Genomic DNA, 25,522 nt, shown 5'->3' on the forward strand with positions numbered 1-25,522 from the left:
CAATCAGGGGGTAATTCTCTTGTTTCTGTCACCTGGCTGAAAGTAGTCCGATCACTTCTGACCGGAATACTTTGCCTGGATTTCCTGTGCCACGTTCGAAGGAACCGGCGCATAGTGATCGAAGGTCATCGTGTACTGCGCGCGACCCTGGCTCATCGAGCGCAGGTTGTCCACGTACTTGAACATGTTGGCCAGCGGCACGTTGGCGTTGATCACGACGGCGATGCCGCGCGATTCCTGGCCCTGGATCTGACCGCGACGCGAGTTCAGATCGCCGATAACGTCACCGACGTAATCTTCCGGGGTCACGACTTCAACCTTCATCATCGGCTCGAGCAGCTGTGCGCCGGCCTTCTTTGCTGCTTCACGGAAGCAGGCGCGGGAGGCGATTTCGAAGGCGAGGACCGAGGAGTCGACGTCATGGAAGGCACCGTCGATGAGCGTCGCCTTGACGCCGAGCATCGGGAAGCCAGCCAGCGGGCCGGAAGACAGAACGCTTTCGATGCCCTTCTGAACGCCGGGGATGTATTCCTTCGGAATGGAACCACCAACGATCTTGGACTCGAACTTGAAGTCGTCGCCTTCTTCATTCGGTTCGAAGACGATCTTGACGCGCGCGAACTGGCCGGTACCACCGGACTGCTTCTTGTGCGTGTAGTCTTCTTCGTGCTTGCGCGTGATCGATTCACGGTAGGCAACCTGCGGCGCGCCGACGGTGGCTTCAACCTTGAATTCGCGGCGCATGCGGTCGACGAGGATGTCGAGGTGAAGTTCACCCATGCCGGCGATGATCGTCTGACCGGATTCTTCGTCAGTCTTGACGCGGAACGAAGGATCTTCAGCAGCCAGGCGGTTGAGCGCGAGGCCCATCTTTTCCTGATCGCCCTTGGTCTTCGGCTCGATGGCGATCTGGATGACCGGCTCGGGGAATTCCATGCGCTCGAGGATAACCTGCTTCAACGGATCGCAGAGCGTGTCGCCGGTGGTGGTTTCCTTGAGGCCTGCGAGAGCAACGATGTCGCCGGCAAAAGCTTCGTCGATGTCTTCACGGGAGTTGGAATGCATCTGCAGCATACGGCCAACGCGCTCGCGCTTTTCCTTGACCGTGTTCATGACCGACGTGCCCTTTTCGAGCTTGCCGGAATAGATGCGGGCGAAGGTGAGCGAACCGACGAAGGGGTCGTTCATGATCTTGAAGGCGAGCATCGAAAGCGGCTCGTCATCGGACGGATGACGCTCGATTTCGGCTTCGGTCTTGACGTCGATGCCCTTGATCGACGGAATGTCGAGCGGCGACGGCAGGTATTCGACAACGGCGTCGAGCAGAGGCTGAACGCCCTTGTTCTTGAACGCGGTACCGCAGAACATCGGATGAAACTTCACGTCGATGGTGCCGCGGCGAACCAGCGCACGGATCTGCTCGTTGTCCGGCATGATGCCGTTCAGGTAGTTTTCCATCGCGGCTTCGTCGATGTCGACGACGGTCTCGATGAGGAGCTCGCGATATTCAGCGGCCTTTTCCTTCATGTCGTCCGGGATTTCGACAACATCCCACTGGGCGCCGAGCGACTCGTCGCGCCAGATGAGAGCGTTCATCTCGATCAGATCGATAACGCCCTTGAATTCCGTCTCAGCGCCGATCGGCAGCTGCATGACGACCGGGATCGCGCCGAGACGTGACTTGATCATCGAAACCGAACGATAGAAGTCGGCGCCGGTCTTGTCCATCTTGTTGCAGAAGATCATCCGCGGAACGTTGTACTTCTCGGCCTGGCGCCAGACGGTTTCCGTCTGCGGCTCAACACCGGCGTTGGCGTCGAGAAGAGCAATCGCACCGTCGAGAACGCGCAGCGAACGCTCGACTTCGATGGTGAAGTCGACGTGGCCGGGGGTGTCGATGATGTTGAAGCGGCGCATCTTGCCGTCACGGCCCTTCCAGAAGGTCGTCGTGGCAGCGGAGGTGATGGTGATGCCGCGTTCCTGCTCCTGCTCCATCCAGTCCATGGTGGCAGCGCCGTCATGGACTTCGCCGATCTTGTGCGACTTGCCCGTGTAATACAGGATGCGCTCGGTCGTCGTGGTCTTGCCGGCGTCGATGTGCGCCATGATACCGAAGTTGCGGTAGTCTTCGATTTTATATTCGCGAGCCATAATGACTGCCTTTCGAAATTGTTCGTCGATTACCAGCGGTAATGCGAGAATGCACGGTTCGCGTCAGCCATCTTGTGCGTGTCTTCGCGCTTCTTGACGGCGCTGCCACGGTTGTTGGCAGCGTCCATGAGTTCGCCGCAAAGGCGATCGATCATGGTGGTCTCGTTGCGCTTGCGGGCAGCAGCGATCAGCCAGCGGATGGCAAGAGCCTGACGGCGCTCGGGGCGAACATCGACCGGAACCTGGTAGGTAGCACCACCGACGCGGCGCGAACGGACTTCGACGTGCGGCGCGATGTTGTCGAGAGCCGAATGGAACACGGTGACCGGCTCCTGCTTCAACTTGCCCTGCACCAGATCGAAGGCACCGTAAACGATGTTTTCAGCGACCGACTTCTTACCATGAAGCATGATTGCGTTCATGAACTTGGTGACGACCAGATCGCCGAACTTCGGGTCTGGGTTGATCTCGCGCTTTTCTGCACTATGACGACGTGACATACTTTTGTCTCTCAGCTGTTAACTGGCGCCTTATCACGCGGAGAACCTCGCGCAGCGCCTAAAATTGTGTAACCCGAATTACTTCGGACGCTTCGCACCATACTTGGAACGGCGTTGCTTGCGGTTCTTGACACCCTGGGTATCGAGAACACCACGGATGATGTGGTAGCGAACGCCCGGCAAGTCCTTGACGCGGCCGCCGCGGATCATGACAACGGAGTGTTCCTGAAGGTTGTGGCCTTCACCCGGAATATAGCCGATGACTTCGAAGCCGTTGGTCAGGCGAATCTTGGCAACCTTACGCAGAGCCGAGTTCGGCTTCTTCGGGGTCGTCGTGTAGACGCGGGTGCAAACGCCGCGCTTCTGCGGGTTTTCCTGCAGAGCAGGAACCTTGTTGCGCTTTACCTGTGCCTGACGCGGCTTGCGGATCAGCTGGTTTACGGTAGGCATATAACCATCCCTTACAAAATCTGTCTCATTACCCTTGCGGGCGGATCGATGCCGTCGCCGGCGGTTTCGAACGCTTGATAAATGCGCAAAACGAGGACCGATCCGCCTCTCGGCAGATGGCCCGCAAAAAAGCAGAGGACGCAATGTTTTCTGCGTCTTGCATGCAGCATTTTGGACTTCAGCGTGCGTTTCGAACCTTGTTTGAGGCGAACTCCAGAACGAGACGTTCCGAACCAGCCAGCCTCACATGGGCTCCGATGGGGCGGGGTGTACTGATTTCGGGGTGTCCCGTCAAGGGGAATTAACAAATATTCGTACCCGCGCACAGCCGACATGCCTGCAAAACAAGGCTTTTGCGGCCGACCCTGCCCCAGCCAGCCATCTGGCAGGACTGAATGCCGCTGCATTCCGCTCAACTTAAAGAATCATAAAGCAATTTGACAATCCAGCCGTAAGGACAGAATTGGTCGCCCGATTCGTCTTGGATGATTTGTTTTTTAGGGCGCACCGTGCGGCAATACGCGGTAAGGTCAATACATACATCTTTCGAACAAGGACATGACCATGACTGCCATCCCCGACAACGACAACAACCTCGACGGCCCGATGATTTTCATCATCATCGGCAAGGCCTATGAGCAGGATGGCGACGACGAGGGCATCGATATCCACGTCATGCTGCGCGCGCCGGACGACGACACCGCAGTGCGCGAAGCTTTGAACGCGCTTGCTGAAGAAGGTTTCCTCGAGGCCGACCTCGATCAGATCGGCACTCTCACCGACATTCCCGACGACGAACCGCATGCCTCGGCCTATCAGGGCGCGCTGTCAGGCGAAGTGGCGATCATCAAGTTCGGCTGAGCGTCCTTGGATGGCTGATCAACCCGTTCCGGATCTGAGCCTCGGTTACGGCATGGACCATGCGTCTCGCGATGATCGCCAGATAGAAAAGCCGCCCGGATCGCTCCGGGCGGCTTTTTCAATTGGGTCGGAAAGGGCGGCAGAACCGCCCTCGCCTTTCGGCCTTATTCGGCCGCGGCATCTTCCTTGGCCGCCATGTCGGCGAGCATCGGCGTTGCGGCCTCCGCTCCGGTTCCCTTGCGGCGCTCCTCGAGGATCATCTCGTCGCGAGCCGTCGCAATACGGCGGATCTGGGTCATGGTGCCGCCGGTACCGGCCGGGATCAGACGGCCGACGATGACGTTTTCCTTCAGACCCTGCAGGCCGTCGGTCTTGCCGGCGATCGCAGCTTCCGTCAGCACCTTCGTCGTTTCCTGGAAGGACGCGGCCGAGATGAAGGACGGCGTCTGCAGCGACGCTTTGGTGATGCCAAGCAGCACCGGATCGCCGTAGGCCGGCTTCTTGCCCTGTTCGATCAGCTGATCGTTGACGTCTTCCAGCTCAATGCGGTCGACGCTGTCGCCAACGATATAGGTCGAGTCACCGGCGTCGGTCACTTCCACCTTCTGCAGCATCTGGCGAACGATCACCTCGATGTGCTTGTCGTTGATCACAACGCCCTGCAGACGGTAGACTTCCTGGATTTCGTTCACGAGGTAGGAAGCGAGTGCCTCCACGCCCTTGATCGCCAGGATGTCGTGCGGTGCCGGGTTACCGTCGAGGATATAGTCACCCTTTTCGATATAGTCGCCATCCTGAAGATGGAAGGGCTTGCCCTTCGGGATCAGGTATTCGACCGGCTCGACACCGTCTTCCGCAGGCTCGATCAGCACGCGGCGCTTGTTCTTGTAGTCGCGGCCGAAGCGGATCGTACCATCGATTTCGGCGATGATCGCGTGATCCTTCGGACGGCGCGCTTCGAAGAGTTCGGCAACGCGCGGCAGACCACCGGTGATGTCCTTCGTCTTGGCGCTTTCCAGCGGCGAACGTGCAAGCACGTCACCCTGGGAAACCTTCGTGCCCGGCTCGACCGACAGAATGGCGTCGACCGACAACATGAAGCGAGCTTCGCCGCCACGGGCAAGCTTGGCAACGGCGCCATTCTTGTCCTTGATGACGATCGCCGGCTTCAGGTCGATACCGCGCGGCGTCGAGCGCCAGTCGATAACCTGGCGCTTGGTGATGCCGGTCGCTTCGTCGGTTGCTTCCAGAACGGAGATACCATCAACGATATCTTCGAAATGAACGGTACCTTCGACTTCCGTCATCATCGGACGCGTGTAAGGGTCCCACTCGGCGAGGCGCTGGCCGCGCTTCACCTTGTCGGCGTCGTCGACATAGATCTTCGAACCGTAGGCAACGCGCTGCGAGGAGCGTTCGACACCACGTTCGTCGAGGATCTGGATCGCCATGTTGCGGCCCATGGCAACCAGAACGTTGTCCGAGTTGCGCAACATGTTGCGGTTCTTGATCTGAACCGTACCTTCATACGACGCTTCGAGGAACGACTGGTCGACCACGGTTGCCGTACCACCAAGGTGGAACGTACGCATCGTCAGCTGGGTGCCCGGCTCGCCGATCGACTGAGCGGCGATGACGCCGACAGCTTCACCCATGTTGACTGGCGTACCACGCGCCAGGTCGCGACCGTAGCAGACGCCGCAGACGCCGGTCTGGATCTCGCAGGTCAGCGCCGAACGGATGCGGATCGACTGGATACCAGCCTTCTCGATTTCGACGACATCGGCCTCGAGGATCATGCGGCCGGCATCGACGATGCGCTCACCTGTCACCGGATGATCGATGTTGTCGAGGGCTGTTCGGCCGAGAACGCGAGCACCGAGCGAGGCAACGACCTGACCGGCATCGACGATGGCGGTCATGGTGAGGCCGGTTTCGGTACCGCAATCCACCGAGTTGACGATGCAATCCTGCGCGACGTCGACGAGACGGCGGGTCAGGTAACCGGAGTTCGCAGTCTTCAAGGCGGTGTCTGCGAGACCCTTACGGGCGCCGTGGGTCGAGTTGAAGTACTCGTTAACGGTCAGGCCTTCCTTGAAGTTCGAGATGATTGGCGTCTCGATGATTTCGCCCGAAGGCTTGGCCATCAGGCCGCGCATGCCGCCCAGCTGACGCATTTGGTTCGGAGAACCACGGGCGCCGGAGTGCGACATCATGTAGATCGAGTTCATCGGCTTCTGACGGCCGTTGTCATCGAATTCCACCGCCTTGATGCGTGCCATCATCTCGTCGGCGACCTTTTCGGTCGCCTTGCCCCAGGCGTCGACAACCTTGTTGTACTTTTCGCCCTGGGTGATGAGGCCGTCGTTGTACTGCTGCTCGTATTCCTTCACCAGGCTTTCGGTGTCACCGACGATCTTGGCCTTGGTGTCCGGAATAACCATGTCGTCCTTGCCGAACGATATGCCGGCGCGGCAGGCATGGGCGAAGCCGAGCTGCATGATGCGGTCGCAGAAAATGACCGTGTCCTTCTGGCCGCAGTGACGGTAGACCGTGTCGATCATCTTGGAGATGTTCTTCTTGGTCAGTTCCTGGTTGCAGACGTCGAACGGCACATTGACGTTCTTCGGCAGAAGTTCGCCGATGAGCATACGGCCCGGCGTGGTTTCGAAGATCTTCGAAACCGGCTTGCCTTCCGCATCCACCGTCTTGAAGCGGCCGCGAATCTTGGCATGCAGCGTTACCGACTTGGTTTCAAGCGCATGATGCAGTTCGCCGAGATCGGAGAAGGCCATGCCTTCGCCCGGCTCGTTCTGGTTCATGATCGACAGATAGTAGAGGCCGAGAACCATGTCCTGCGACGGAACGATGATCGGCGCGCCGTTTGCCGGGTGCAGGATGTTGTTGGTCGACATCATCAGCACGCGGGCTTCCAGCTGCGCTTCGAGCGACAGCGGAACGTGAACCGCCATCTGGTCACCGTCGAAGTCGGCGTTGAACGCCGTGCAGACGAGCGGATGCAGCTGGATCGCCTTGCCCTCGACCAGGGTGGGTTCGAAGGCTTGGATGCCCAGGCGGTGCAGCGTCGGAGCGCGGTTGAGCAGAACCGGATGTTCGCGGATGACTTCGTCGAGGATATCCCAGACTTCCGGCTTTTCCTTTTCAACCAGCTTCTTCGCCTGCTTGACGGTCGAGGAGTAACCCTTGGCGTCGAGGCGGGCGTAGATGAACGGCTTGAACAGTTCGAGCGCCATCTTCTTCGGCAGGCCGCACTGGTGCAGCTTCAGTTCCGGGCCGGTCACGATGACCGAACGGCCGGAATAGTCGACGCGCTTGCCGAGCAGGTTCTGACGGAAGCGGCCCTGCTTGCCCTTGAGCATGTCGGACAGCGACTTCAGCGGACGCTTGTTGGCACCCGTGATGACGCGGCCGCGGCGACCGTTGTCGAACAGCGCATCGACGGATTCCTGCAGCATGCGCTTTTCGTTGCGGATGATGATGCCCGGAGCGCGCAGTTCGATCAGGCGCTTCAGACGGTTGTTGCGGTTGATGACGCGGCGATAGAGATCGTTGAGGTCGGACGTCGCGAAACGGCCGCCATCCAGCGGAACCAGCGGACGCAGGTCCGGCGGGATCACCGGAACGACCTTCATGATCATCCATTCCGGACGGTTGCCGGAGTCCATGAAGTTCTCGACGATTTTCAGGCGCTTCATCAGCTTCTTCTGCTTCAGCTCGGACGTGGTGTCAGCCATTTCCGAACGCAGATCGCCGGCGATCTTGTCGAGGTTCATCGAAGCGAGCATCTCGTAGATGGCTTCCGCACCGATCATCGCCGTGAACTGATCTTCGCCGAACTCGTCGACGGCGATCATGTATTCTTCTTCCGAGAGGAGCTGGTTTTCCTTGAGGGAAGTCAGGCCCGGCTCGGTGACGATGTAGTTTTCGAAATAGAGGACGCGCTCGATATCCTTCAGTGTCATGTCGAGCAGCGTCGCGATGCGGCTCGGCAGGGACTTCAGGAACCAGATGTGGGCAACGGGAGCGGCGAGCTCGATGTGACCCATGCGCTCACGGCGAACGCGCGAGAGCGTAACTTCGACGCCGCACTTTTCGCAGATGATGCCCTTGTACTTCATGCGCTTGTACTTGCCGCACAGGCATTCGTAGTCCTTGATCGGCCCAAAGATGCGCGCGCAGAAAAGGCCGTCGCGTTCCGGCTTGAACGTGCGGTAGTTGATCGTCTCCGGCTTCTTGATCTCACCGTAAGACCAGGAGAGAATCTTCTCCGGCGAGGCAATCGAGATCCGGATGGAGTCGAATGTCTGTGCTGGCACCTGCGGATTGAAAAGGTTCATGACCTCTTGGTTCATGCCTATCTCCTTCGTGGGCGTATCGCCCTCTTCTTGGCTGGACGGTTCCGGCAAATCCCGGGCGCCGGACCGCAGCCTGAAAATGGATAAAACCGCATTTTATGCGGCCGCATTTCCTGCCCTTCCCTTAGGTGCGGGATCGGGCGGAAACGGTGCGCGCCGCTTGGACAGCGGCACGCACCTCGATGATGTCTTACTCGGCGGCGTCCGGCAGTTGCGTCGGCTGCAGCTCTTCGAGCTTCGAGTTTTCCAGCTCGACGGACAGACCCAGCGACCGCATTTCCTTGACGAGAACGTTGAAGCTCTCCGGAATACCGGCCTCGAAGGTGTCGTCGCCACGGACGATCGCTTCATAGACCTTGGTGCGCCCGGCCACGTCGTCCGACTTCACCGTCAGCATTTCCTGCAGGGTGTAGGCGGCGCCGTAGGCTTCCAGAGCCCAGACTTCCATTTCCCCGAAGCGCTGACCGCCGAACTGCGCCTTGCCGCCCAACGGCTGCTGGGTAACGAGCGAGTAGGGACCGATCGAACGGGCGTGGATCTTGTCGTCGACAAGGTGGTTCAGCTTCAGCATGTAAATATAGCCGACGGTGACCTGGCGGTCGAACTGATCGCCGGTACGGCCGTCATACAAGGTCGACTGACCGGTGACTTTCAGGCCTGCCTGCTCCAGCATCTCGTTGACGTCGGCTTCCACCGCGCCGTCGAAGACCGGCGTTGCGATTGACACGCCGCGGCGGGTCTGCTCGGCCAGGCGGACGATCGATTCATCGTCGTACTGCTTGATCGGCTCGCCCTTAGGACCGGACCCGATGACGCTGTCGATGGTGTCGCGCAGCGGCTGAATGTCAGCCCCGGCCTTATAGGCATCGAGCATCGCACCGATCTTCTTGCCCATGCCGGCGCAAGCCCAGCCGAGATGGGTTTCGAGGATCTGGCCGACGTTCATGCGCGAAGGCACGCCGAGCGGGTTCAGAACGACGTCAACATGCGTGCCGTCTTCCAGGAACGGCATGTCTTCGATCGGCACGATGCGGGAAACCACACCCTTGTTGCCGTGACGGCCGGCCATCTTGTCACCCGGCTGGATCTTGCGCTTCACAGCGACGAAGACCTTGACCATCTTCATGACGCCCGGAGGCATTTCGTCGCCGCGCTGGACCTTTTCGACCTTGTCCATGAAGCGGTGTTCGAGAAGCGACTTGGACTCGTCGTACTGGCCGCGCAGGGCCTCGACTTCGCCCTGAGCCTTTTCGTCTTCAACTGCGAACATCCACCACTGCGAGCGGGGATATTCGGAGATGACGGCGTTCGAAAGCTCGGTGCCCTTCTTGAAGCCCTTCGGACCTGCAACCGCGACGTGGCCGCGCAGCATGTCGAGAAGACGCGAGTAGACGTTGCGATCGAGGATCGCCTGTTCGTCGTCGCGGTCCTTTGCCAGGCGCTCGATCTCTTCGCGCTCGATCGCCATCGCACGCTCGTCTTTTTCCACGCCATGGCGGTTGAAGACGCGCACTTCGACGATGGTGCCGAATGTGCCCGGAGGCATGCGCATCGAGGTGTCGCGGACGTCGGAAGCCTTTTCACCGAAGATGGCGCGCAGAAGCTTTTCTTCCGGCGTCATCGGGCTTTCGCCCTTCGGCGTGATCTTGCCGACGAGGATGTCGCCCGGCTGAACTTCCGCACCGATGTAGACGATACCGGCTTCATCGAGGTTCTTCAGCGCTTCTTCCGAAACGTTCGGAATGTCGCGGGTGATTTCTTCCGGACCAAGCTTGGTGTCGCGCGCCATCACTTCGAACTCTTCGATGTGGATGGAGGTGAACACGTCATCGCGAACGATGCGCTCGGAAAGCAGGATCGAGTCTTCGTAGTTATAGCCGTTCCAGGGCATGAACGCGACGAGCGCGTTGCGGCCGAGCGCCAGGTCGCCGAGATCGGTCGACGGACCGTCAGCGATGATGTCGCCCTTGTTCAGAACGTCGCCGACGGTAACCAGCGGACGCTGATTGACGCAGGTGTTCTGGTTGGAACGCTGGAACTTCTGCAGACGGTAGATATCGACACCGGACTTGCCGGCCTCGAGGTCTTCCGTCGCACGGATAACGATACGGGTCGCGTCGACCTGGTCGACCACGCCGCCACGGCGGGCAGCGATGGCTGCACCGGAGTCGCGAGCAACGACCGGCTCCATGCCGGTACCGACGAACGGTGCTTCGGCACGCAGCAGAGGCACGGCCTGACGCTGCATGTTCGAGCCCATGAGCGCGCGGTTGGCGTCGTCGTTTTCGAGGAACGGAATGAGCGCTGCCGCAACAGAGACGAGCTGCTTCGGCGAAACGTCCATCAGGTTGATCTGGTCGCGCGGCGCCAGCATGACGTCGCCGGCGTGACGGCAGACGACGAATTCTTCCACGAACGACTGGTCGGCAGCAAGTTCGGAGTTGGCCTGAGCGACGTGATACTTGGCTTCTTCCATCGCCGACAGATAGACGACATCCTTCGTCACCTTGCCGTCGACGATCTTGCGGTACGGGCTTTCGATAAAGCCGTACTTGTTGACGCGAGCGAAGGTTGCAAGCGAGTTGATCAGACCGATGTTCGGGCCTTCTGGCGTTTCGATCGGGCAGATACGGCCATAATGGGTCGGATGAACGTCGCGGACTTCGAAACCGGCGCGTTCGCGCGTCAGACCGCCCGGACCAAGAGCCGAGAGACGGCGCTTGTGGGTGATTTCCGACAGCGGGTTGACCTGGTCCATGAACTGCGAAAGCTGCGAGGAACCGAAGAACTCGCGGACGGCTGCAGCAGCCGGCTTGGCGTTGATCAGATCCTGCGGCATGACAGTGTCGATTTCGATCGACGACATGCGTTCCTTGATCGCGCGCTCCATGCGAAGCAGGCCGAGACGATACTGATTTTCCATCAACTCGCCGACCGAACGCACACGGCGGTTGCCGAGGTTGTCGATATCGTCGATCTCGCCCTTACCGTCGCGCAGGTCGACCAGCATCTTGACGACAGCCAGGATGTCTTCCTTGCGCAGGATACGGACGGTGTCGGCCGCATCGAGGTCAAGCCGCATGTTCATCTTCACGCGGCCAACGGCGGAGAGGTCGTAACGCTCCGCATCGAAGAACAGCGTGTTGAACATGGCTTCAGCCGAATCCATGGTCGGCGGTTCGCCCGGACGCATGACGCGGTAGATATCGAACAGAGCGTCCTGACGGTTCTCGTTCTTGTCCACGGTCAGCGTGTTGCGGATATAGGCACCGACATTGATATGGTCGATGTCGAGAACCGGGATTTCGTCAAAGCCGGCGCCCAAGATGACGCCGAGTGTCTTCTCATCGATTTCGTCGCCGGCCTCGAGGAAGATTTCACCCGTCTGCATGTTGACGAGATCTTCGGCAAGGAAGTTGCCGTAGAGATCGTCGTCGGAGGCCTTGATGGCCTTCAGCCCCTTTTCCTTCAGCGTCTTCAACAGGCGCGGCGTCAGCTTCTTGCCGGACTCGACCACGACTTCGCCGGTGTCGGCGTCGATCAGGTCGGAGAGGGCCTTCTGGCCCTTGAGCGTATCCGGCTGGAATGGGATGCGCCAGCCCTTGCCGTCGCGCTGGTAGTCCGACTTTGTGTAGAAGGTCTCAAGGATTTCCTCGCCGTCCATGCCGAGCGCCATCAGGAGCGACGTGACAGGGATCTTGCGGCGGCGATCGATACGCGCGTGAACAACGTCCTTGGCATCGAATTCGATGTCGAGCCAGGAGCCGCGATAAGGGATGACGCGGGCAGCGAACAACAGCTTGCCCGACGAGTGGCTCTTGCCCTTGTCGTGATCGAAGAACACGCCCGGCGAACGGTGCATCTGGGAAACGATGACGCGCTCGGTGCCGTTGACGATGAACGTGCCGTTGTTGGTCATGAGCGGCATGTCGCCCATGTAGACGTTCTGTTCCTTGATGTCCTTGATGGACTTGGCGCCCGTATCCTCGTCGATATCAAACACGATGAGGCGCAGCGTCACCTTCAGCGGCGCTGCGTAAGTCAGGTCGCGCTGACGGCATTCCTCGACATCGAACTTCGGCTGTTCGAATTCGTAGGATACGAATTCCAGCATCGATGCGCCGGAGAAATCCGTGATCGGGAAAACGGACTTGAAAACGGATTGAAGCCCCTCGTCCGGACGGCCGCCCTGCGGCTCTTCGACCATGAGGAACTGGTCGTAGGATGCCTTCTGAACCTCGATGAGGTTCGGCATTTCTGCGACTTCGGGAATTTTACCAAAAAACTTGCGTACGCGCCTACGACCATTGAAAGAAAGGGTCTGAGCCATCGTCGCTCCTTCAAATTTTGCATCCGGGCCTGCAACGGACGGGAACCGATGGCCAGTCGACCCCGTCAATCAATGGGTTGTCCAATCTCGTCCAACCTCCAAAAACGCTCAGCGCGGATTGCTGTGCTGTCCTTGGATCGAGACCATCCTTTTGAAGAACCCATTACCCAAAAGCCGTTTTCAATGGGGCTTTTGGGTAATATGTTCAGAAAGCGGTCAAAGAGAGGCGGTCCTTTCGGACCACCTCTCTCTTGAAACAGGCACGATTACTTGACGTCGACCTTGGCGCCAGCGTCTTCGAGCTTCTTCTTGAGATCAGCGGCTTCAGCCTTGGAAACGCCTTCCTTGACAGCCTTCGGAGCGGCTTCAACGAGGTCCTTGGCTTCCTTCAGGCCGAGGCCCGTGATAGCGCGAACTTCCTTGATGACGTTGATCTTGTTTGCGCCGGCATCAGCGAGGATGACGTCGAATTCAGTCTTTTCTTCTTCAACGACAGCAGCAGCACCGGCGCCGCCAGCAGCAGCAACTGCTACCGGAGCAGCAGCGGAAACGCCCCACTTTTCTTCAAGAAGCTTCGACAGTTCTGCAGCTTCCAGAACGGTCAGCGAGGACAGGTCGTCTACGATCTTAGAGAGATCAGCCATTTTTTAGTTCCTTTTGTTCGGTTCGAACTTGGTTAGATATAAACAACGAAAAACCGCCTTATGCGGCTTCTTCGTCCTTCTTGGCGTAGGCCGCGAACACGCGGGCAAGCTGGCTTGCCGGTGCTGCAACAACGCTTGCGATGCGGGTAGCCGGGGTCTGGATCATGCCCAGCAGCTTCGCACGCAGTTCATCCAGCGAAGGCAGGGTCGCAAGCGACTTGACTGCATCCGCATTGAGCGTCGTTGCTCCCATGGCGCCACCCAAAACAACGATCTTGTCGTTGGTCTTGGCGAAATCCATGACAACCTTCGGAGCCGTGATCGGATCGGCGCTGAATGCAACCAGCGTCTGCCCCTTGAAGAGATTGGTCATCCCTTCGGCTTCCGTACCCTGAAGGGCGATCTTGGCCAGGCGGTTCTTCGCGACTTTGACGGTGCCGCCAGCAGCGCGCATCTTCGAACGGAAGTCGTTCATCTGTGCGACTGTGACACCAGCATAGTGGGCCACGACAACCGAACCGGCGCCCTTGAAGGACTCGTTCAGCTCCGTGACGAATTCGCGTTTTTCCGCTCTTTCCACTGCCTATCTCCAGTTGACGGGACCACGAAATGCAGTCCCATCGGGTTTGCCTTTGCCACATGGGATCAGAATTGATCCCAAGCGACGCTCGAGGATCCTGTCCCCTGCGCGTTCCCGTTTGAGCGGGTCCGGCACAAGGCAAGCCGAGGTTCGAACCGAATTCCCACGCTTTCGCGCGTCAAATGAAATTCGGGACTCACCCGTCTCATGCAGGCTGAAGTGATTAAGGGATAACCACCTGCAATCTCGGACAGGAGTTCCGGGTTTGAACCCGGAATTTCCGGCCCCGAAGGGCCGGAAATCTGTGACCGGACCGAAGTCCGGATAAATCATTAAGCGACGGTGACCGACGAAGGATCAACCTTGACGCCCGGGCCCATGGTCGAGGAAATCGCCACGCGCTTGACGTAGTTGCCCTTGGCGCCTGCCGGCTTTGCCTTGATGACCGCATCCGCGAAAGCGCGAATGTTTTCTTCGATGGCGGAAGCCGTGAAGGACGCCTTGCCGATACCGGCATGAACGATACCGGCCTTCTCGACGCGGAATTCGACGGCGCCGCCCTTCGATGCCTTGACGGCACCGGCAACGTCCATGGTGACCGTCCCCACCTTCGGGTTCGGCATCATGCCGCGCGGTCCGAGAACCTTACCGAGGCGGCCGACGAGCGGCATCATGTCCGGGGTCGCGATGCAGCGATCGAAATCGATCTTGCCGCCCTGAACGATTTCGACCAGATCTTCGGCTCCAACGATGTCAGCGCCAGCAGCCTTGGCTTCATCAGCCTTGGCGCCGCGGGCGAAAACGGCGACGCGAACGTCACGGCCGGTGCCGTTCGGCAGATTGACGACGCCACGAACCATCTGGTCGGCGTGACGCGGATCAACACCGAGGTTCATCGCAACTTCAATGGTTTCGTCGAACTTGGCGATGGCACGGGCCTTCACCAGAGAAATAGCTTCGGACAGAGCGACGAGCTTCGTCGGGTCGATGCCTTCGCGGATCTTCTGTATACGCTTTGCAAGCTTTGCCATGATCTTAGCCCACCACTTCCAGACCCATGGCGCGGGCGGAGCCCTCGATCATGGTCATTGCGCCTTCGATATCGGCTGCGTTCAGGTCCTTCATCTTGGCTTTGGCGATCGTCTCGATCTGAGCCTTGGTGAGCTTGCCTGCGGTCGCACCCTTGCCCGGCGTCTTCGAGCCGGACGAGATCTTTGCTTCCTTCTTCAGGAAGTAGCTGACCGGCGGCTGCTTCATGATGAAGGTGAAGGACTTGTCCTGGTAGTAGGTGATGACGACCGGGATCGGCATGCCCTTTTCGAGTTCCTGCGTGGCGGCATTGAACGCCTTGCAGAATTCCATGATGTTTACGCCACGCTGACCAAGCGCCGGGCCGATCGGCGGGGACGGGTTTGCCGATCCTGCCTTGACCTGAAGCTTGAGCTGGCCTGCAACTTTCTTAGCCATTTCTCTCTGCCTTTTGGTTTTTCCTGCCTTACCGCCGTTAGACGACGGGCTGAACCTGGAAACGTTCCGACCGGTTTCCCGGTCCTTCATGCCATCCCTCGTCAAAGGGAGTAGCGGCTGCGGTTGCGTGGTGCGGAACGCCGATCCGGCTAAGACCGGTTTCCTTCCACGCGGATTACGGGTCACCCCGCCTTTACCGGATACGAATATCCGGAAAACAAAAGAATGCCGCGCAGCCGGTTACCCCAGCGCTGCGGCAATCAGAAATCAGACTTTCTCGACCTGAGCGTATTCAAGGTCAACCGGCGTCGCACGGCCAAAGATCGAGACTTCGACCTTGAGGCGCGAACGCTCTTCGTCCACGTCCTGCACGATGCCGTTGAACGAGGCAAACGGACCGTCGGAGACGCGAACCTGCTCGCCGATCTCGAACGAGATCGAAGGCTTCGGACGATCGACACCGTCCTGTACCTGACCGAGAATGCGCTCGGCCTCGAAATCCGGAATCGGAACCGGCTTGTTGTCGGACCCGAGGAAGCCGGTCACCTTCGGCGTATTCTTGATGAGGTGATAGGCCTCATCGGTCAGATCGGCACGCACGAGCACGTAGCCGGGAAAGAACTTGCGCTCGGCATCGACCTTGCGGCCACGACGAACTTCAACGACCTTTTCGGTCGGGACGAGAATCTTTTCAAACAGATGGCTGAGCCCCTTCTGCTTAGCCTTCTCCTCGATTGATTCTGCAACCTTCTTCTCGAAATTCGAGTAGGCGTGAACAATGTACCAACGCGCTGCCATATTGATCCCCACCCGCTCAGATGCCAGCATTCAGGACGAGGCCGATCAGCCAGCCCATCAGTTGGTCCGCAGCAAAAAAGAAGAGTGCCGCAAAGAAGACCATGACGAATACCATCAGCGTCGAGATCGTCGTCTCGCGCCGCGAAGGCCATGTCACTTTCGACGTCTCGGAGCGCACCTGCTGCAGAAACGTAAACGGATTTGTTTTGGATGCCATTGAATGCTCACGCCTTAACGGCCCGTAAAGCTGACGATCAGCCCCACGCGCCGCGTGTCTGTTTAAACCCTACATAAAGACCGATTCTATAAATCACAAGAGGTCAACGGTCTTTTTGCGAAATTAGCCGGAAAAAGGCAAGCCCTCTTCATGTATGTGCCGCCATGCCGCCGCTGCATATATGTTGCGCTGGTTCGAATGGCAGGGGCAGCAGGGCTCGAACCTGCGACCTGCGGTTTTGGAGACCGCCGCTCTACCAACTGAGCTATACCCCTAGACCGCAGCACTGATGCCTCAAAGGCTGTGCACCGCGGTAAGTCTGCGGCTTATTATTCAGTTTGCCCGGCGATGACAAGCGTCTTTACGGGAAAAAGAGAAAGAATTCGGTGATATCCGGCTTTCTTTATTACCGGGCAAATCAGCTTCGCTCAGTTGCCGACATATTTCCGCCAGTCATGTTCTTCCTTGAACCCGAGCACTTCGCGGATCTTGCGATTCGACAGAAGCCCCTCGAATTCGCCGATTTCCCGCGTGAACGGCACGTTGGGGTAATAGCGCGCCGCAAGCTCGCGCGATGGCGTATCGGCCGATACCGTGTCGTTCGCCGCATTGAAGACCTCGAAGCCAAGACCGTCCTTCTCAATGCAGAGCTTGACGATCTGGCCGAGATCGCGTGCATCAATATAGCTCCAGGCGATGCGCTTGCGTATTTCCGGATTGGCGAAATATGCCGGGAAATGCTCATATTCATGCGGCTCGATGACATTACCGATGCGCAGCGCATAGATATCGAAGCCCGAACGCTCGGCAAAGGCGCGCGCCGTCTTCTCATTGATCACCTTCGACAGGCCGTAGCTGTCTATCGGATTGACGTCATAGTCCTCCTCCAGCGGAAACCGATGGAAGTCGCGGTGGCCTTCGGCAAAGCAGACGCCATAGGTGGTTTCGCTGGACGCAACGATGATCTTGCGGATGCCGAGCTTCACCGCCGCCTCGACGACATTGTAGGTGCCCATTGTGTTGATGCGGAACGTCTCGTTATCCGGCTTGATCAAGATGCGCGGCACGGCTGCGAAATGAACGACGGCATCAAACGGCTGCGGCCCCTTCCCGTGCTCCAGATCCGGAAAGTCCCGATGCATCGACATGACGTTGAACATCTGGCCACTATCGGTGATGTCGGCGATGAGGTTGGTGACGCCGGGGCTGTCGAGCGGAACCAGATCGACATTATGAACCTCATAGCCGGCCTCGACCAGATATGGCACGGCATGCCGCCCCGCCTTGCCCGCACCGCCGGTGAACAGAATCCGCTTGCTCATGGGACATCCTCCGATTGCTGGCCACCCGCAGGGGCGGCGGCTTTCCTCGTCAAAACCGATATGCCCTGTCCGTTCAGAAGCCGCAACGTTATTTCTGCGTTGCAAGGGATGACGGAAGGCTCGGCGTCATCTATGTCGTACAGCGCTAGGTATAACAGTCCGGACGGCCACAAGAACATGTCGATGCAAGCCGAAGATTTCGAAGCGCTTCTCTCAGACTATGAAATGGTGGCGTTGATCGCCAACAGCGAAAGCGTCGATATCGATGTGATCACGCGCACTTTGCCGGATAAAACGCTCTACGTCTTCTTCACGGGGTGCGCCAAAGTCCTCCCCCACCCTTTCGACAAGGACGCCGTACTCTGTCATCGCCTCGTCGCCGGCGGTACGCGCTTCCTGAAGTCGCAGAAGCATTTCGACAAGGCCTACAGTCTTTTTACGCGTCGCCTGAAGGCTGAAATCGGGGTGATCGCCGATCGCGGGGTTCCAGACGGGAGCCCCAGAGTGCCGGCGCCGCGCAAAAGCGCCCTGGTGCCGCACACGCTCGATTTCGATTATGCGTTCGGCCCGCTCTACCCGGTGGAGCGCATGCCGACGACAGGGTTTGCCATTGCCGTCTGGCTTGCCGAGAAGATACCGCATGCCAACGTCTGCCTTTGCGGCTTCAGCGGCGTCGCCGGCCTGCAGTTCAGCATGTACACGGAACATGACTGGACGTTCGAGCAGATCATGCTGCAGCTCTTCGTCAAGAAAGGGCGCATCCGGCGTTTCGAGGAAACCCTCGGCGAACCGGCCGGCTCGTTCGCCCGCATCCACAACCGATTCCCGGAGTTCAGCCAGGCCACGATCGCGCTCGTCGCCACCAATGTCCTTGCCAACCGTTTCACCGGCATGGAACGGCAGGTTGCCAAGCTCTGGTCGAAGACAAAGCTCGAGCGCCGCATACGCGGCTTCTTCAAGCGCTTCAAGAGCTTCGGCCACTGACGCGCACATTGCACGTTTCAGTGTAGCACCGTCCGAGCGATCAGCGTTGTGCGACGTAGAGAACGCGATCGCGCGCGTCGAACCATTCCCCGGCATAATCGTCGTTCTTGTATTCCTCGAAATACGGGCCACCGTCGGTGAAGTGCACGAGGTTGGCGTCTGCGTTGTAGTCGTATTCGTTGACCAGCCAATTCCACGTCTGCGGCAGGGCACCGATCAGCTCATCCGATTCGAGCCACTTGAACTGGTGTAACTGCAGGCCTGTCGCGGTGTTGACGAAGTCCGGCGTCAGCGCCTGGCACTTGGCGTTGTTGAACAGAATGACGCTCGACCAGTTCTTCTTCTCGTATTTGGTCTGGGTTTGTCCCAGAAACTTGGTCTCGACCTTCGGCGTATAGTCGTGCTTGACGCACATGGCGGCATAGCCGTCATCGCGCAACTCCCAGAGCTCGGCGATGTCCGTGCGCATCAGCATGTCGCAATCGGCAAAAAGGCTCCAGCCTTCATAGTTGCTGAGATAGGGAACGAGAAACCGCGAAAAGGAAAACTCCGTTGACTGCAGCTGATTGCGTTCACGCGTGAAAACACCGCCGAGGTTGCTCAACGATACCGGAATAAACTCGACCGGAATGGAGCTTTTTTCCAGAATGCTCTGACAAAATACATGATAGGCCACGACTTCCTTGCTGTCGAAACCAATGAATACGCGCGCTTTATCCGCCATTTCCCCTCCGAAAACAACACACGTCCGCATGTCCGGCATGCGGAACAATAACTCAAACACGCTCCTCGGACGTCTTCCTTCGCCGAAGTAAGGAGCGCGCATATCAAGGCTTAATTTGAGCCGCTGGATTATTCAACCGCGATACAGTCAAGTTTTGTCGCGTTGTGAAAGATCGAGATATAATCGGGATAACCGTTGCCGCCACACGACATCTTGCAGTGGCTTGATGGAGATGCCGTAGAAACCGGCAAGACGATAACAAAAAGGCCCTGCCGTTTTTTTTCAACAGGGCCTTTTCAGAAATCCGGCAATCTTAGGTACTCGACAATCGATGCGACGATGCCGGCACCGCCGCGAATTCGCGCTTCCGCCAATTCGAGAGGCATACGACTTTACTCGCATGCTTCGACCAACAAATGATCGAGGAAGCGGCGCTTATGGCGCGCCGCTTCCAACCGAGTTTTTACTCGACAATCGACGCGACGATGCCGGCGCCGCCGCGAATTCGCGCTTGCGCGCCAATTCGCTGTTCCAAGTGCCGTCGGCTCGCAACGGCACGGCGCTTCGATTTGTTATTCAACAATCGACGCGACGATGCCGGCGCCGACGGTGCGGCCGCCTTCACGAATGGCGAAGCGCAGCTTTTCTTCCATGGCGATCGGTACGATCAGCTCGACGGCAACGGTGACGTTGTCGCCCGGCATGACCATTTCGGTGCCTTCCGGCAGCGACACGATGCCGGTCACGTCGGTCGTGCGGAAGTAGAACTGCGGACGGTAGTTGGTGAAGAACGGCGTATGACGGCCGCCTTCTTCCTTCGTCAGGATGTAGGCTTCGGCCATGAACTTCTTGTGCGGCTTGACCGAACCCGGCTTGCACAGGATCTGGCCACGCTCGACGCCGTCACGGGTGACGCCGCGCAACAGCGCACCGATGTTGTCGCCGGCCTGGCCCTGGTCGAGCAGCTTGCGGAACATTTCAACGCCGGTGCAGGTCGTCTTCGTCGTCGGACGGATGCCGACGATCTCGATTTCCTCGCCAACCTTGACAACGCCACGCTCGACGCGGCCGGTGACGACCGTGCCGCGGCCCGAGATCGAGAACACGTCTTCGATCGGCATCAGGAACGGCTGGTCGATCGGACGCTCCGGCGTCGGGATGTAGGCGTCAACCGCGGCCATCAGCTCGCGGATCGCGTCTTCGCCGATCTTCTTGTCGCTATCTTCGAGAGCAGCCAGGGCCGAACCCTTGATGATCGGGATGTCGTCGCCCGGGAAGTCGTAGGACGACAGCAGTTCGCGCACTTCCAGTTCGACGAGCTCGAGCAGTTCGGCGTCGTCGACCTGGTCGACCTTGTTCAGGAACACGACGATCGCCGGAACGCCAACCTGACGGGCAAGCAGGATGTGCTCGCGGGTCTGCGGCATCGGGCCGTCGGCAGCCGAGCAAACCAGGATCGCGCCGTCCATCTGCGCCGCACCGGTGATCATGTTCTTGACGTAGTCGGCGTGGCCGGGGCAGTCGACATGTGCATAGTGACGGGCCGTCGTCTCATATTCGACGTGCGCCGTCGAGATGGTGATGCCGCGCGCCTTTTCTTCCGGGGCGGCGTCGATCTGGTCATACGCCTTGTATTCGCCGAAATACTTCGTGATCGCTGCCGTCAGCGACGTCTTGCCATGGTCAACGTGGCCGATCGTGCCAATGTTAACGTGCGGCTTGTTGCGCTCAAATTTGCTCTTTGCCATGGGTACGTTTCCTGTGATCAATGAGAATGGATCATCCGGCGGCGCCGGTTTGGGGAGGCGTTTAAGGGTTTCGGAAGAATTGCGCAAGACTTAATTATTTTGCGCCCGTCCGAGACCTTGGCCTCCTGATAATGTCTATGTGGGGATTGCCGAGCGCGATTCCAACGCCGCCGATGACAAAGGCGCAAGTTAGCGAAAATCAACGACTTATGCGCGATTGCTAGCAAAACACTTCAGGCGGCGGGATTGCTTGACCATTTGCTGGAGCGGGTAGCGGGAATCGAACCCGCGTATTCAGCTTGGAAGGCTGCTGCTCTACCATTGAGCTATACCCGCGGGTCATGATCCGTCTGACAGAATGGTGGAGGGAGTTGGATTTGAACCAACGTAGGCTGAGCCAACGGATTTACAGTCCGTCCCCTTTAACCACTCGGGCATCCCTCCATATTCTGTCGGGATCAAGCGACCAGGCATTTCAGATCGAAGCGCACTGCCGGAGCAAGGCGCCCCTTCGATCTGCGCCGGGTATATGACCGCCCCGTTTCATCCTGTCAACACGATCAGTCAGAAAAAGTTGCGAAATTCGCCATAAAGATTGCAAGCCATCGATTTCGCGAAAAACGGTTCCCCGTGCCCCCGATCACCAGTATAAGGCGGGCATGAGCAAAGATATTCCGGGCGACAAGAGCGCCAAAGACACCCATTACGCCACTCTCCGCCGCGCCCATCGCGACGCCCGGCGCGAGCGCGGCGAAATTCCGACGCCCGTCCAGGACCGCCGCAAGAAAACATCGAATGCCGACTGGAAGGCACCGCAGTTGGCGCCCGACCAGGTCCTGCTCTACGGCATCCATACCGTTCGCGCCGCGCTCGATAATCCTGAACGCAAGACCACCAAGCTGTCGGTGACGCAGAACGCGCTTGTGCGGCTCGAAACCGGTCCGGTCGAATCGCTCGGCTTTCCGGTGGAAATCGTCACGCCGCAGGATCTCGATAGGATTCTCGGACCAGACGCCATCCATCAGGGCGCGATGCTGGAAACCCAGCCCCTGCCCGTTCGCCGCCTTTCGGCACTGAAGGACAGCCCGCTGATCCTCGTGCTCGACCAGGTCACAGACCCGCACAATGTCGGCGCCATCATGCGCTCGGCCGTCGCCTTCAATGCTGGAGCGCTGATCACCACCATGCGCCACAGCCCGACGGAATCTGGCGTCATGGCCAAGTCCGCTTCCGGCGCGCTGGAAATGATCCCCTATATCCAGATCACCAATCTGGCCGATGCGCTGGAGGAACTGCACAGGCTCGGCTTCGTTTCGGTCGGTCTTGATTCGGAAGGCCCTGCCCCCCTCGAGCAGGCACTGTCCGGCGATAAGATCGCGCTCGTGCTCGGCGCCGAAGGCAAGGGATTGCGGCAGAAGACGCGCCAGACCGTCAATGCGCTCGCCCGGCTCGATATGCCCGGCGCCATCAAGTCGCTCAATGTCTCCAATGCCGCGGCAATCGCCATGTATGCCGCAAGCAGTCACCTGGCCAACAAGGCGTGACCGGGGTTATTGGGTGAGGTTCAGCAGCTTGCCGACCGACACTCTGGCTTCGGGGCAGCCGTCCTGCAGCTTGCGCCATGTGGTGACATTGAGTGCCATTTCGCAGCGTGCAAGATAGGCGACATTGCCGATGCGAATGCAGGTGGTCTGGCCAAGCTCGAGTTTCGAACCATCGCGATCGCGGCAAGTGCAGCGTATGTTCGGCGGCGACGCATGCGACAGAGCGGGAATGATTCCGGCAAAGGCCGAAACGAGCATGACCAAAAAAGGAGCCGCAACGCTTTTCATGGGTCGAGTTTAATACAAAAACGCCCGAGCTCCAAGCAAAGCAGGAGACACCAGCAAAGCGGCCGCGTCGATCAGGCCTTCTTCAGAAACTCGGTCCGCAGCACCAGGCCTTTGATCTTGGCATGGCGGCACTCGACTTCCTGCGGATCATCGGTGAGGTGGATTCCCTTGATCATCGTGCCCCGCTTGAGCGTCTCTGAGGTGCCCTTGACCTTCAGATCCTTGATGAGCGTAACGTTGTCGCCCTCGACGAGGATCGTGCCGTTGCTGTCCCTGACGTCCATTTTTCGATTCCAATTCATGATGCTGTAAAGCTTGTGATCGGCTTTATCGCCCCGCGCGCCGCCTGTCCAGTCACCCGCAAAAGGGCAGCAGGTGCACAGTCCGCGCACTCATTAGGAGAATGATATAAAAAGCCGGACACTCATCGTGCCCGGCTTTCAAAGCTCTACAAGTCGGCCGGTGATCAGGCGGCGATATCGAAATGACCGCGGTCGGCGATCGCCTTTTCAGCCTCGGTGATTGCTGCTTCCTTCGAATCCGGGCTGATGGCGAGGCCTTCGGCACGAACGAATTCGACATCGGTGATGCCGATGAAGCCGAACACCGTGCTCAGGTAGGTCTCCTGATGGTCCATTGCGCTCATCGGAGAAGCACCCGAATAATGGCCGCCACGGGTCGAGGCAACAATCACCTTCTTGCCCTTTGCCAGACCTTCAACTCCGGATTCGGTGTAGCGGAAGGTGGTTCCGGCAACGAGGATGCGGTCGATCCATGTCTTCAACTGGCTCGGGACGGCGAAATTGTACATCGGTGCGCCGATGACGATGACGTCGGCAGCGAGAAATTCGTTGAGCGAGGCGCGACCGGCATCAAGCTCGGAAACGAGGGTGGCATCGAGCCCCTCGGGGTTGGCCGAGGCGGCCATCAGGTGCGAACCGTTCAGATGCGCCAGAGGTGCGGCGGCGAGATCGCGGTAGGTGACCGTGTCGCCCGGGCGCTCTGCCTTGATGCGTGCAACGATCGACGCTGTCAGGCGACGGGATACGGAATGATCTCCGAGGATACCGGAGTCGATATGGAGAATGTTCATGTTGGCACCTTCGTGTCTTGAGTGGGTTTGGGGGCATTACATATGAATTTAAAACAATGAGCCGAGAAGTCCGCCCTTCTTTGACAGACTGTTTCCTGATAGAGACAATCCAGTCTCGACATTGGCCAGTCTCGACTTTGGCCAGTCTCGACTTTGGACGGAACGGAAGGTGTGACATGCAGGACCTGAACGACCTCGCCCTGTTTGCTGCCGTGGTGAAGCACAAGGGCTTTTCCGCCGCGGCGCGGGTGCTCAACATCCCGAAATCCAAGCTTAGCAAACATGTGGCACGGCTGGAGCAGCAGCTTGACGTTCGCCTCCTCGAACGCTCGACGCGCAAGCTGCGGGTGACCGAGATCGGCCAGGCCTTCTACGAGCGCTGCGAGACGATTCTCTCCGGCGTCGAGGCGGCGGAAGCGGTGGTCGCGGCGGCTAAAAGCGAGCCGTCCGGCATCGTCCGCCTCGCCTGCCCGATCGGCTTCACGCCGATGGTCGGCCATATCCTGCCCGCCTTCCACCGGCGCTATCCCGGCGTCCGGTTGCTGATCACCACCACCAACCGGCGGATCGACCTGGTCGAAGAGCGCATCGACATTGCACTGCGGGCCCGCGACAATCTCGATACCGACAATCACCTGATCGTCCGCAAGCTTGGACAGGCGCGCCAGTTCCTCGCGGCAAGTCCGGCACTAATGGCGAGGATCGGCAGTGTGACGATCGACACACTCGGCAGGATGCCGACGCTTTCGATGAACGAACAGCACAGCTCCGACGCGTGGCAACTCAATCACACCGACGGCACGAAGCGCGATATCGTCCACCAGCCGATCATCGGCTGCAGCGATTTCGGCATTCTCGAGCGCGCGGCAATCGAAGGCCTCGGGATTGCGCTTCTGCCGGATCATCTTTGCGCGCGCGCCTTCCGCACCGGCGTACTCTTGCCCGTACTGCCGGAATGGTCTTCCAACGACGCCATCGTTCACCTGGTTTTCACCTCGCGCCACGGCATCCTGCCCGGCGTCCGAGCGCTCATCGACTTCCTCGTTGAAAATCTGCCCGGCGCCATGTCTCGTTGCAAGGAAATCGATCCGGCCCCGGCGATGCTTGACGCTGCGGAATAATCCGGGTGCCGGAAGACGAGGCCATTGTGGTTGCGACCATGCGCATAGCAGCCGGAAAACCGGACTGCCAATTGCATTTTCCCTTTACACATGATCAGAATATGCTAACTCCCTGCTCCACATGCTGCCCTTATAGCTCAGTTGGTAGAGCACCTGATTTGTAATCAGGGGGTCCCGGGTTCGAGTCCTGGTGGGGGCACCATTCTTTTCCTTTCCCGCCTTGATCTTTTATGCATGATACCGATGGTATCGGCAGCGGTGATACCTGCCGCGAGTTGAAGAACGGACGCGCAGGACTTTTTCGAGGGCTCTCAGTTCGCCGGC

21 protein-coding genes and 4 tRNA genes are annotated in these 25,522 nt (G+C 58.9%); 5 read left to right on the forward strand and 20 right to left on the reverse strand.

Going from position 1 to position 25,522, the window contains the following annotated elements; genetic code table 11:
• Nucleotides 1-51 precede the first annotated feature (51 nt).
• The 3 genes from fusA to rpsL all read right to left on the reverse strand — a co-directional run bounded on the left by fusA (nucleotide 52) and on the right by rpsL (nucleotide 3,101).
• Entirely contained in the window at nucleotides 52-2,151 is a 2,100-nt protein-coding gene (fusA, locus tag ACSQ2Z_RS13490) for an elongation factor G (RefSeq protein WP_113004435.1), read from the reverse strand.
• A gap of 29 nt (nucleotides 2,152-2,180) precedes the next feature.
• Nucleotides 2,181-2,651 carry a 30S ribosomal protein S7 gene (gene rpsG / locus ACSQ2Z_RS13495; RefSeq protein ID WP_037133877.1) on the reverse strand — a complete coding sequence of 157 codons (471 nt, stop codon included), beginning with the start codon at nucleotides 2,649-2,651 and terminating at the stop codon, nucleotides 2,181-2,183.
• A gap of 78 nt (nucleotides 2,652-2,729) precedes the next feature.
• A complete protein-coding gene (rpsL, locus tag ACSQ2Z_RS13500) occupies nucleotides 2,730-3,101 on the reverse strand; it encodes a 30S ribosomal protein S12 (RefSeq protein WP_003507760.1) in 372 nt (123 codons plus the stop codon).
• Between the two features lie 564 nt (nucleotides 3,102-3,665).
• Between rpsL and ACSQ2Z_RS13505 the strand changes: the two genes are divergently transcribed.
• Nucleotides 3,666-3,962 (forward strand): hypothetical protein, encoded by a 297-nt coding sequence (locus ACSQ2Z_RS13505; RefSeq protein ID WP_037133873.1) that lies wholly within the window; start codon nucleotides 3,666-3,668, stop codon nucleotides 3,960-3,962.
• A 164-nt stretch (nucleotides 3,963-4,126) separates the two neighbouring features.
• Here the strand turns inward: ACSQ2Z_RS13505 and rpoC are convergent, their stop codons facing one another.
• From rpoC to ACSQ2Z_RS13555, 10 genes are all read right to left on the reverse strand, one after another.
• Nucleotides 4,127-8,335: a DNA-directed RNA polymerase subunit beta' gene (gene rpoC, locus ACSQ2Z_RS13510; RefSeq protein WP_436081666.1), complete on the reverse strand. Its 4,209-nt coding sequence runs from the start codon at nucleotides 8,333-8,335 to the stop codon at nucleotides 4,127-4,129.
• Nucleotides 8,336-8,528: 193 nt separating this feature from the next.
• Complete coding sequence (gene rpoB / locus ACSQ2Z_RS13515; RefSeq protein WP_436081667.1) at nucleotides 8,529-12,668, reverse strand: DNA-directed RNA polymerase subunit beta; 4,140 nt, start codon at nucleotides 12,666-12,668, stop codon at nucleotides 8,529-8,531.
• Between the two features lie 266 nt (nucleotides 12,669-12,934).
• Nucleotides 12,935-13,312 (reverse strand): 50S ribosomal protein L7/L12, encoded by a 378-nt coding sequence (gene rplL / locus ACSQ2Z_RS13520; RefSeq protein ID WP_113004439.1) that lies wholly within the window; start codon nucleotides 13,310-13,312, stop codon nucleotides 12,935-12,937.
• Between the two features lie 58 nt (nucleotides 13,313-13,370).
• A complete protein-coding gene (gene rplJ, locus ACSQ2Z_RS13525; protein WP_113004440.1) occupies nucleotides 13,371-13,892 on the reverse strand; it encodes a 50S ribosomal protein L10 in 522 nt (173 codons plus the stop codon).
• Between the two features lie 332 nt (nucleotides 13,893-14,224).
• Nucleotides 14,225-14,923, reverse strand: a complete 699-nt coding sequence (gene rplA, locus ACSQ2Z_RS13530; RefSeq protein ID WP_436081668.1) for a 50S ribosomal protein L1 — start codon at nucleotides 14,921-14,923, stop codon at nucleotides 14,225-14,227.
• Nucleotides 14,924-14,927: 4 nt separating this feature from the next.
• Nucleotides 14,928-15,359, reverse strand: coding sequence for a 50S ribosomal protein L11 (rplK, locus tag ACSQ2Z_RS13535; protein ID WP_037133858.1), 432 nt, complete (start codon nucleotides 15,357-15,359; stop codon nucleotides 14,928-14,930).
• 267 nt (nucleotides 15,360-15,626) lie between these two features.
• Nucleotides 15,627-16,157 (reverse strand): transcription termination/antitermination protein NusG, encoded by a 531-nt coding sequence (gene nusG / locus ACSQ2Z_RS13540; protein WP_436081669.1) that lies wholly within the window; start codon nucleotides 16,155-16,157, stop codon nucleotides 15,627-15,629.
• 16 nt (nucleotides 16,158-16,173) lie between these two features.
• Nucleotides 16,174-16,374, reverse strand: a complete 201-nt coding sequence (secE, locus tag ACSQ2Z_RS13545; protein WP_037133855.1) for a preprotein translocase subunit SecE — start codon at nucleotides 16,372-16,374, stop codon at nucleotides 16,174-16,176.
• A 199-nt stretch (nucleotides 16,375-16,573) separates the two neighbouring features.
• Nucleotides 16,574-16,649, reverse strand: a tRNA-Trp gene (locus tag ACSQ2Z_RS13550).
• 153 nt (nucleotides 16,650-16,802) lie between these two features.
• Nucleotides 16,803-17,696 carry an NAD-dependent epimerase/dehydratase family protein gene (locus tag ACSQ2Z_RS13555; RefSeq protein ID WP_436081670.1) on the reverse strand — a complete coding sequence of 298 codons (894 nt, stop codon included), beginning with the start codon at nucleotides 17,694-17,696 and terminating at the stop codon, nucleotides 16,803-16,805.
• Between the two features lie 183 nt (nucleotides 17,697-17,879).
• Here ACSQ2Z_RS13555 and ACSQ2Z_RS13560 point away from each other — a divergent pair, with 183 nt between their 5' ends.
• The gene (locus ACSQ2Z_RS13560; protein WP_436081671.1) at nucleotides 17,880-18,680 is read left to right on the forward strand and encodes a hypothetical protein; all 801 of its coding nucleotides are present in this window, start codon (nucleotides 17,880-17,882) and stop codon (nucleotides 18,678-18,680) included.
• Between the two features lie 40 nt (nucleotides 18,681-18,720).
• On the opposite strand, the gene ACSQ2Z_RS13565 is transcribed toward ACSQ2Z_RS13560, so the two are convergent.
• The 4 genes from ACSQ2Z_RS13565 to ACSQ2Z_RS13580 all read right to left on the reverse strand — a co-directional run bounded on the left by ACSQ2Z_RS13565 (nucleotide 18,721) and on the right by ACSQ2Z_RS13580 (nucleotide 21,596).
• Nucleotides 18,721-19,404 (reverse strand): glycosyltransferase, encoded by a 684-nt coding sequence (locus ACSQ2Z_RS13565; RefSeq protein WP_436081672.1) that lies wholly within the window; start codon nucleotides 19,402-19,404, stop codon nucleotides 18,721-18,723.
• A 572-nt stretch (nucleotides 19,405-19,976) separates the two neighbouring features.
• Nucleotides 19,977-21,152: an elongation factor Tu gene (tuf, locus tag ACSQ2Z_RS13570; RefSeq protein ID WP_436081665.1), complete on the reverse strand. Its 1,176-nt coding sequence runs from the start codon at nucleotides 21,150-21,152 to the stop codon at nucleotides 19,977-19,979.
• A 262-nt stretch (nucleotides 21,153-21,414) separates the two neighbouring features.
• Nucleotides 21,415-21,488: transfer RNA gene (locus tag ACSQ2Z_RS13575), tRNA-Gly, on the reverse strand.
• 23 nt (nucleotides 21,489-21,511) lie between these two features.
• Nucleotides 21,512-21,596 (reverse strand) — tRNA-Tyr (locus ACSQ2Z_RS13580).
• 215 nt (nucleotides 21,597-21,811) lie between these two features.
• Here ACSQ2Z_RS13580 and ACSQ2Z_RS13585 point away from each other — a divergent pair.
• Complete coding sequence (locus ACSQ2Z_RS13585) at nucleotides 21,812-22,696, forward strand: TrmH family RNA methyltransferase (RefSeq protein ID WP_436081673.1); 885 nt, start codon at nucleotides 21,812-21,814, stop codon at nucleotides 22,694-22,696.
• Nucleotides 22,697-22,702: 6 nt separating this feature from the next.
• On the opposite strand, the gene ACSQ2Z_RS13590 is transcribed toward ACSQ2Z_RS13585, so the two are convergent.
• The 3 genes from ACSQ2Z_RS13590 to ACSQ2Z_RS13600 form a co-directional block, all read right to left on the reverse strand.
• On the reverse strand, nucleotides 22,703-22,984 hold the full coding sequence (locus ACSQ2Z_RS13590) for a hypothetical protein (protein ID WP_436081674.1): 282 nt from the start codon (nucleotides 22,982-22,984) through the stop codon (nucleotides 22,703-22,705).
• A 71-nt stretch (nucleotides 22,985-23,055) separates the two neighbouring features.
• Nucleotides 23,056-23,268 (reverse strand): alkylphosphonate utilization protein, encoded by a 213-nt coding sequence (locus ACSQ2Z_RS13595; protein ID WP_436081675.1) that lies wholly within the window; start codon nucleotides 23,266-23,268, stop codon nucleotides 23,056-23,058.
• A gap of 182 nt (nucleotides 23,269-23,450) precedes the next feature.
• The gene (locus tag ACSQ2Z_RS13600; protein ID WP_436081676.1) at nucleotides 23,451-24,077 is read right to left on the reverse strand and encodes an FMN-dependent NADH-azoreductase; all 627 of its coding nucleotides are present in this window, start codon (nucleotides 24,075-24,077) and stop codon (nucleotides 23,451-23,453) included.
• Between the two features lie 176 nt (nucleotides 24,078-24,253).
• Here ACSQ2Z_RS13600 and ACSQ2Z_RS13605 point away from each other — a divergent pair, with 176 nt between their 5' ends.
• Nucleotides 24,254-25,198, forward strand: coding sequence for a LysR family transcriptional regulator (locus tag ACSQ2Z_RS13605; RefSeq protein WP_436081677.1), 945 nt, complete (start codon nucleotides 24,254-24,256; stop codon nucleotides 25,196-25,198).
• A 126-nt stretch (nucleotides 25,199-25,324) separates the two neighbouring features.
• Nucleotides 25,325-25,400, forward strand: a tRNA-Thr gene (locus tag ACSQ2Z_RS13610).
• Nucleotides 25,401-25,522 lie beyond the last annotated feature (122 nt).

The organism is Pararhizobium sp. LjRoot235 (assembly GCF_964254145.1).
GTDB lineage: Bacteria > Pseudomonadota > Alphaproteobacteria > Rhizobiales > Rhizobiaceae > Pararhizobium.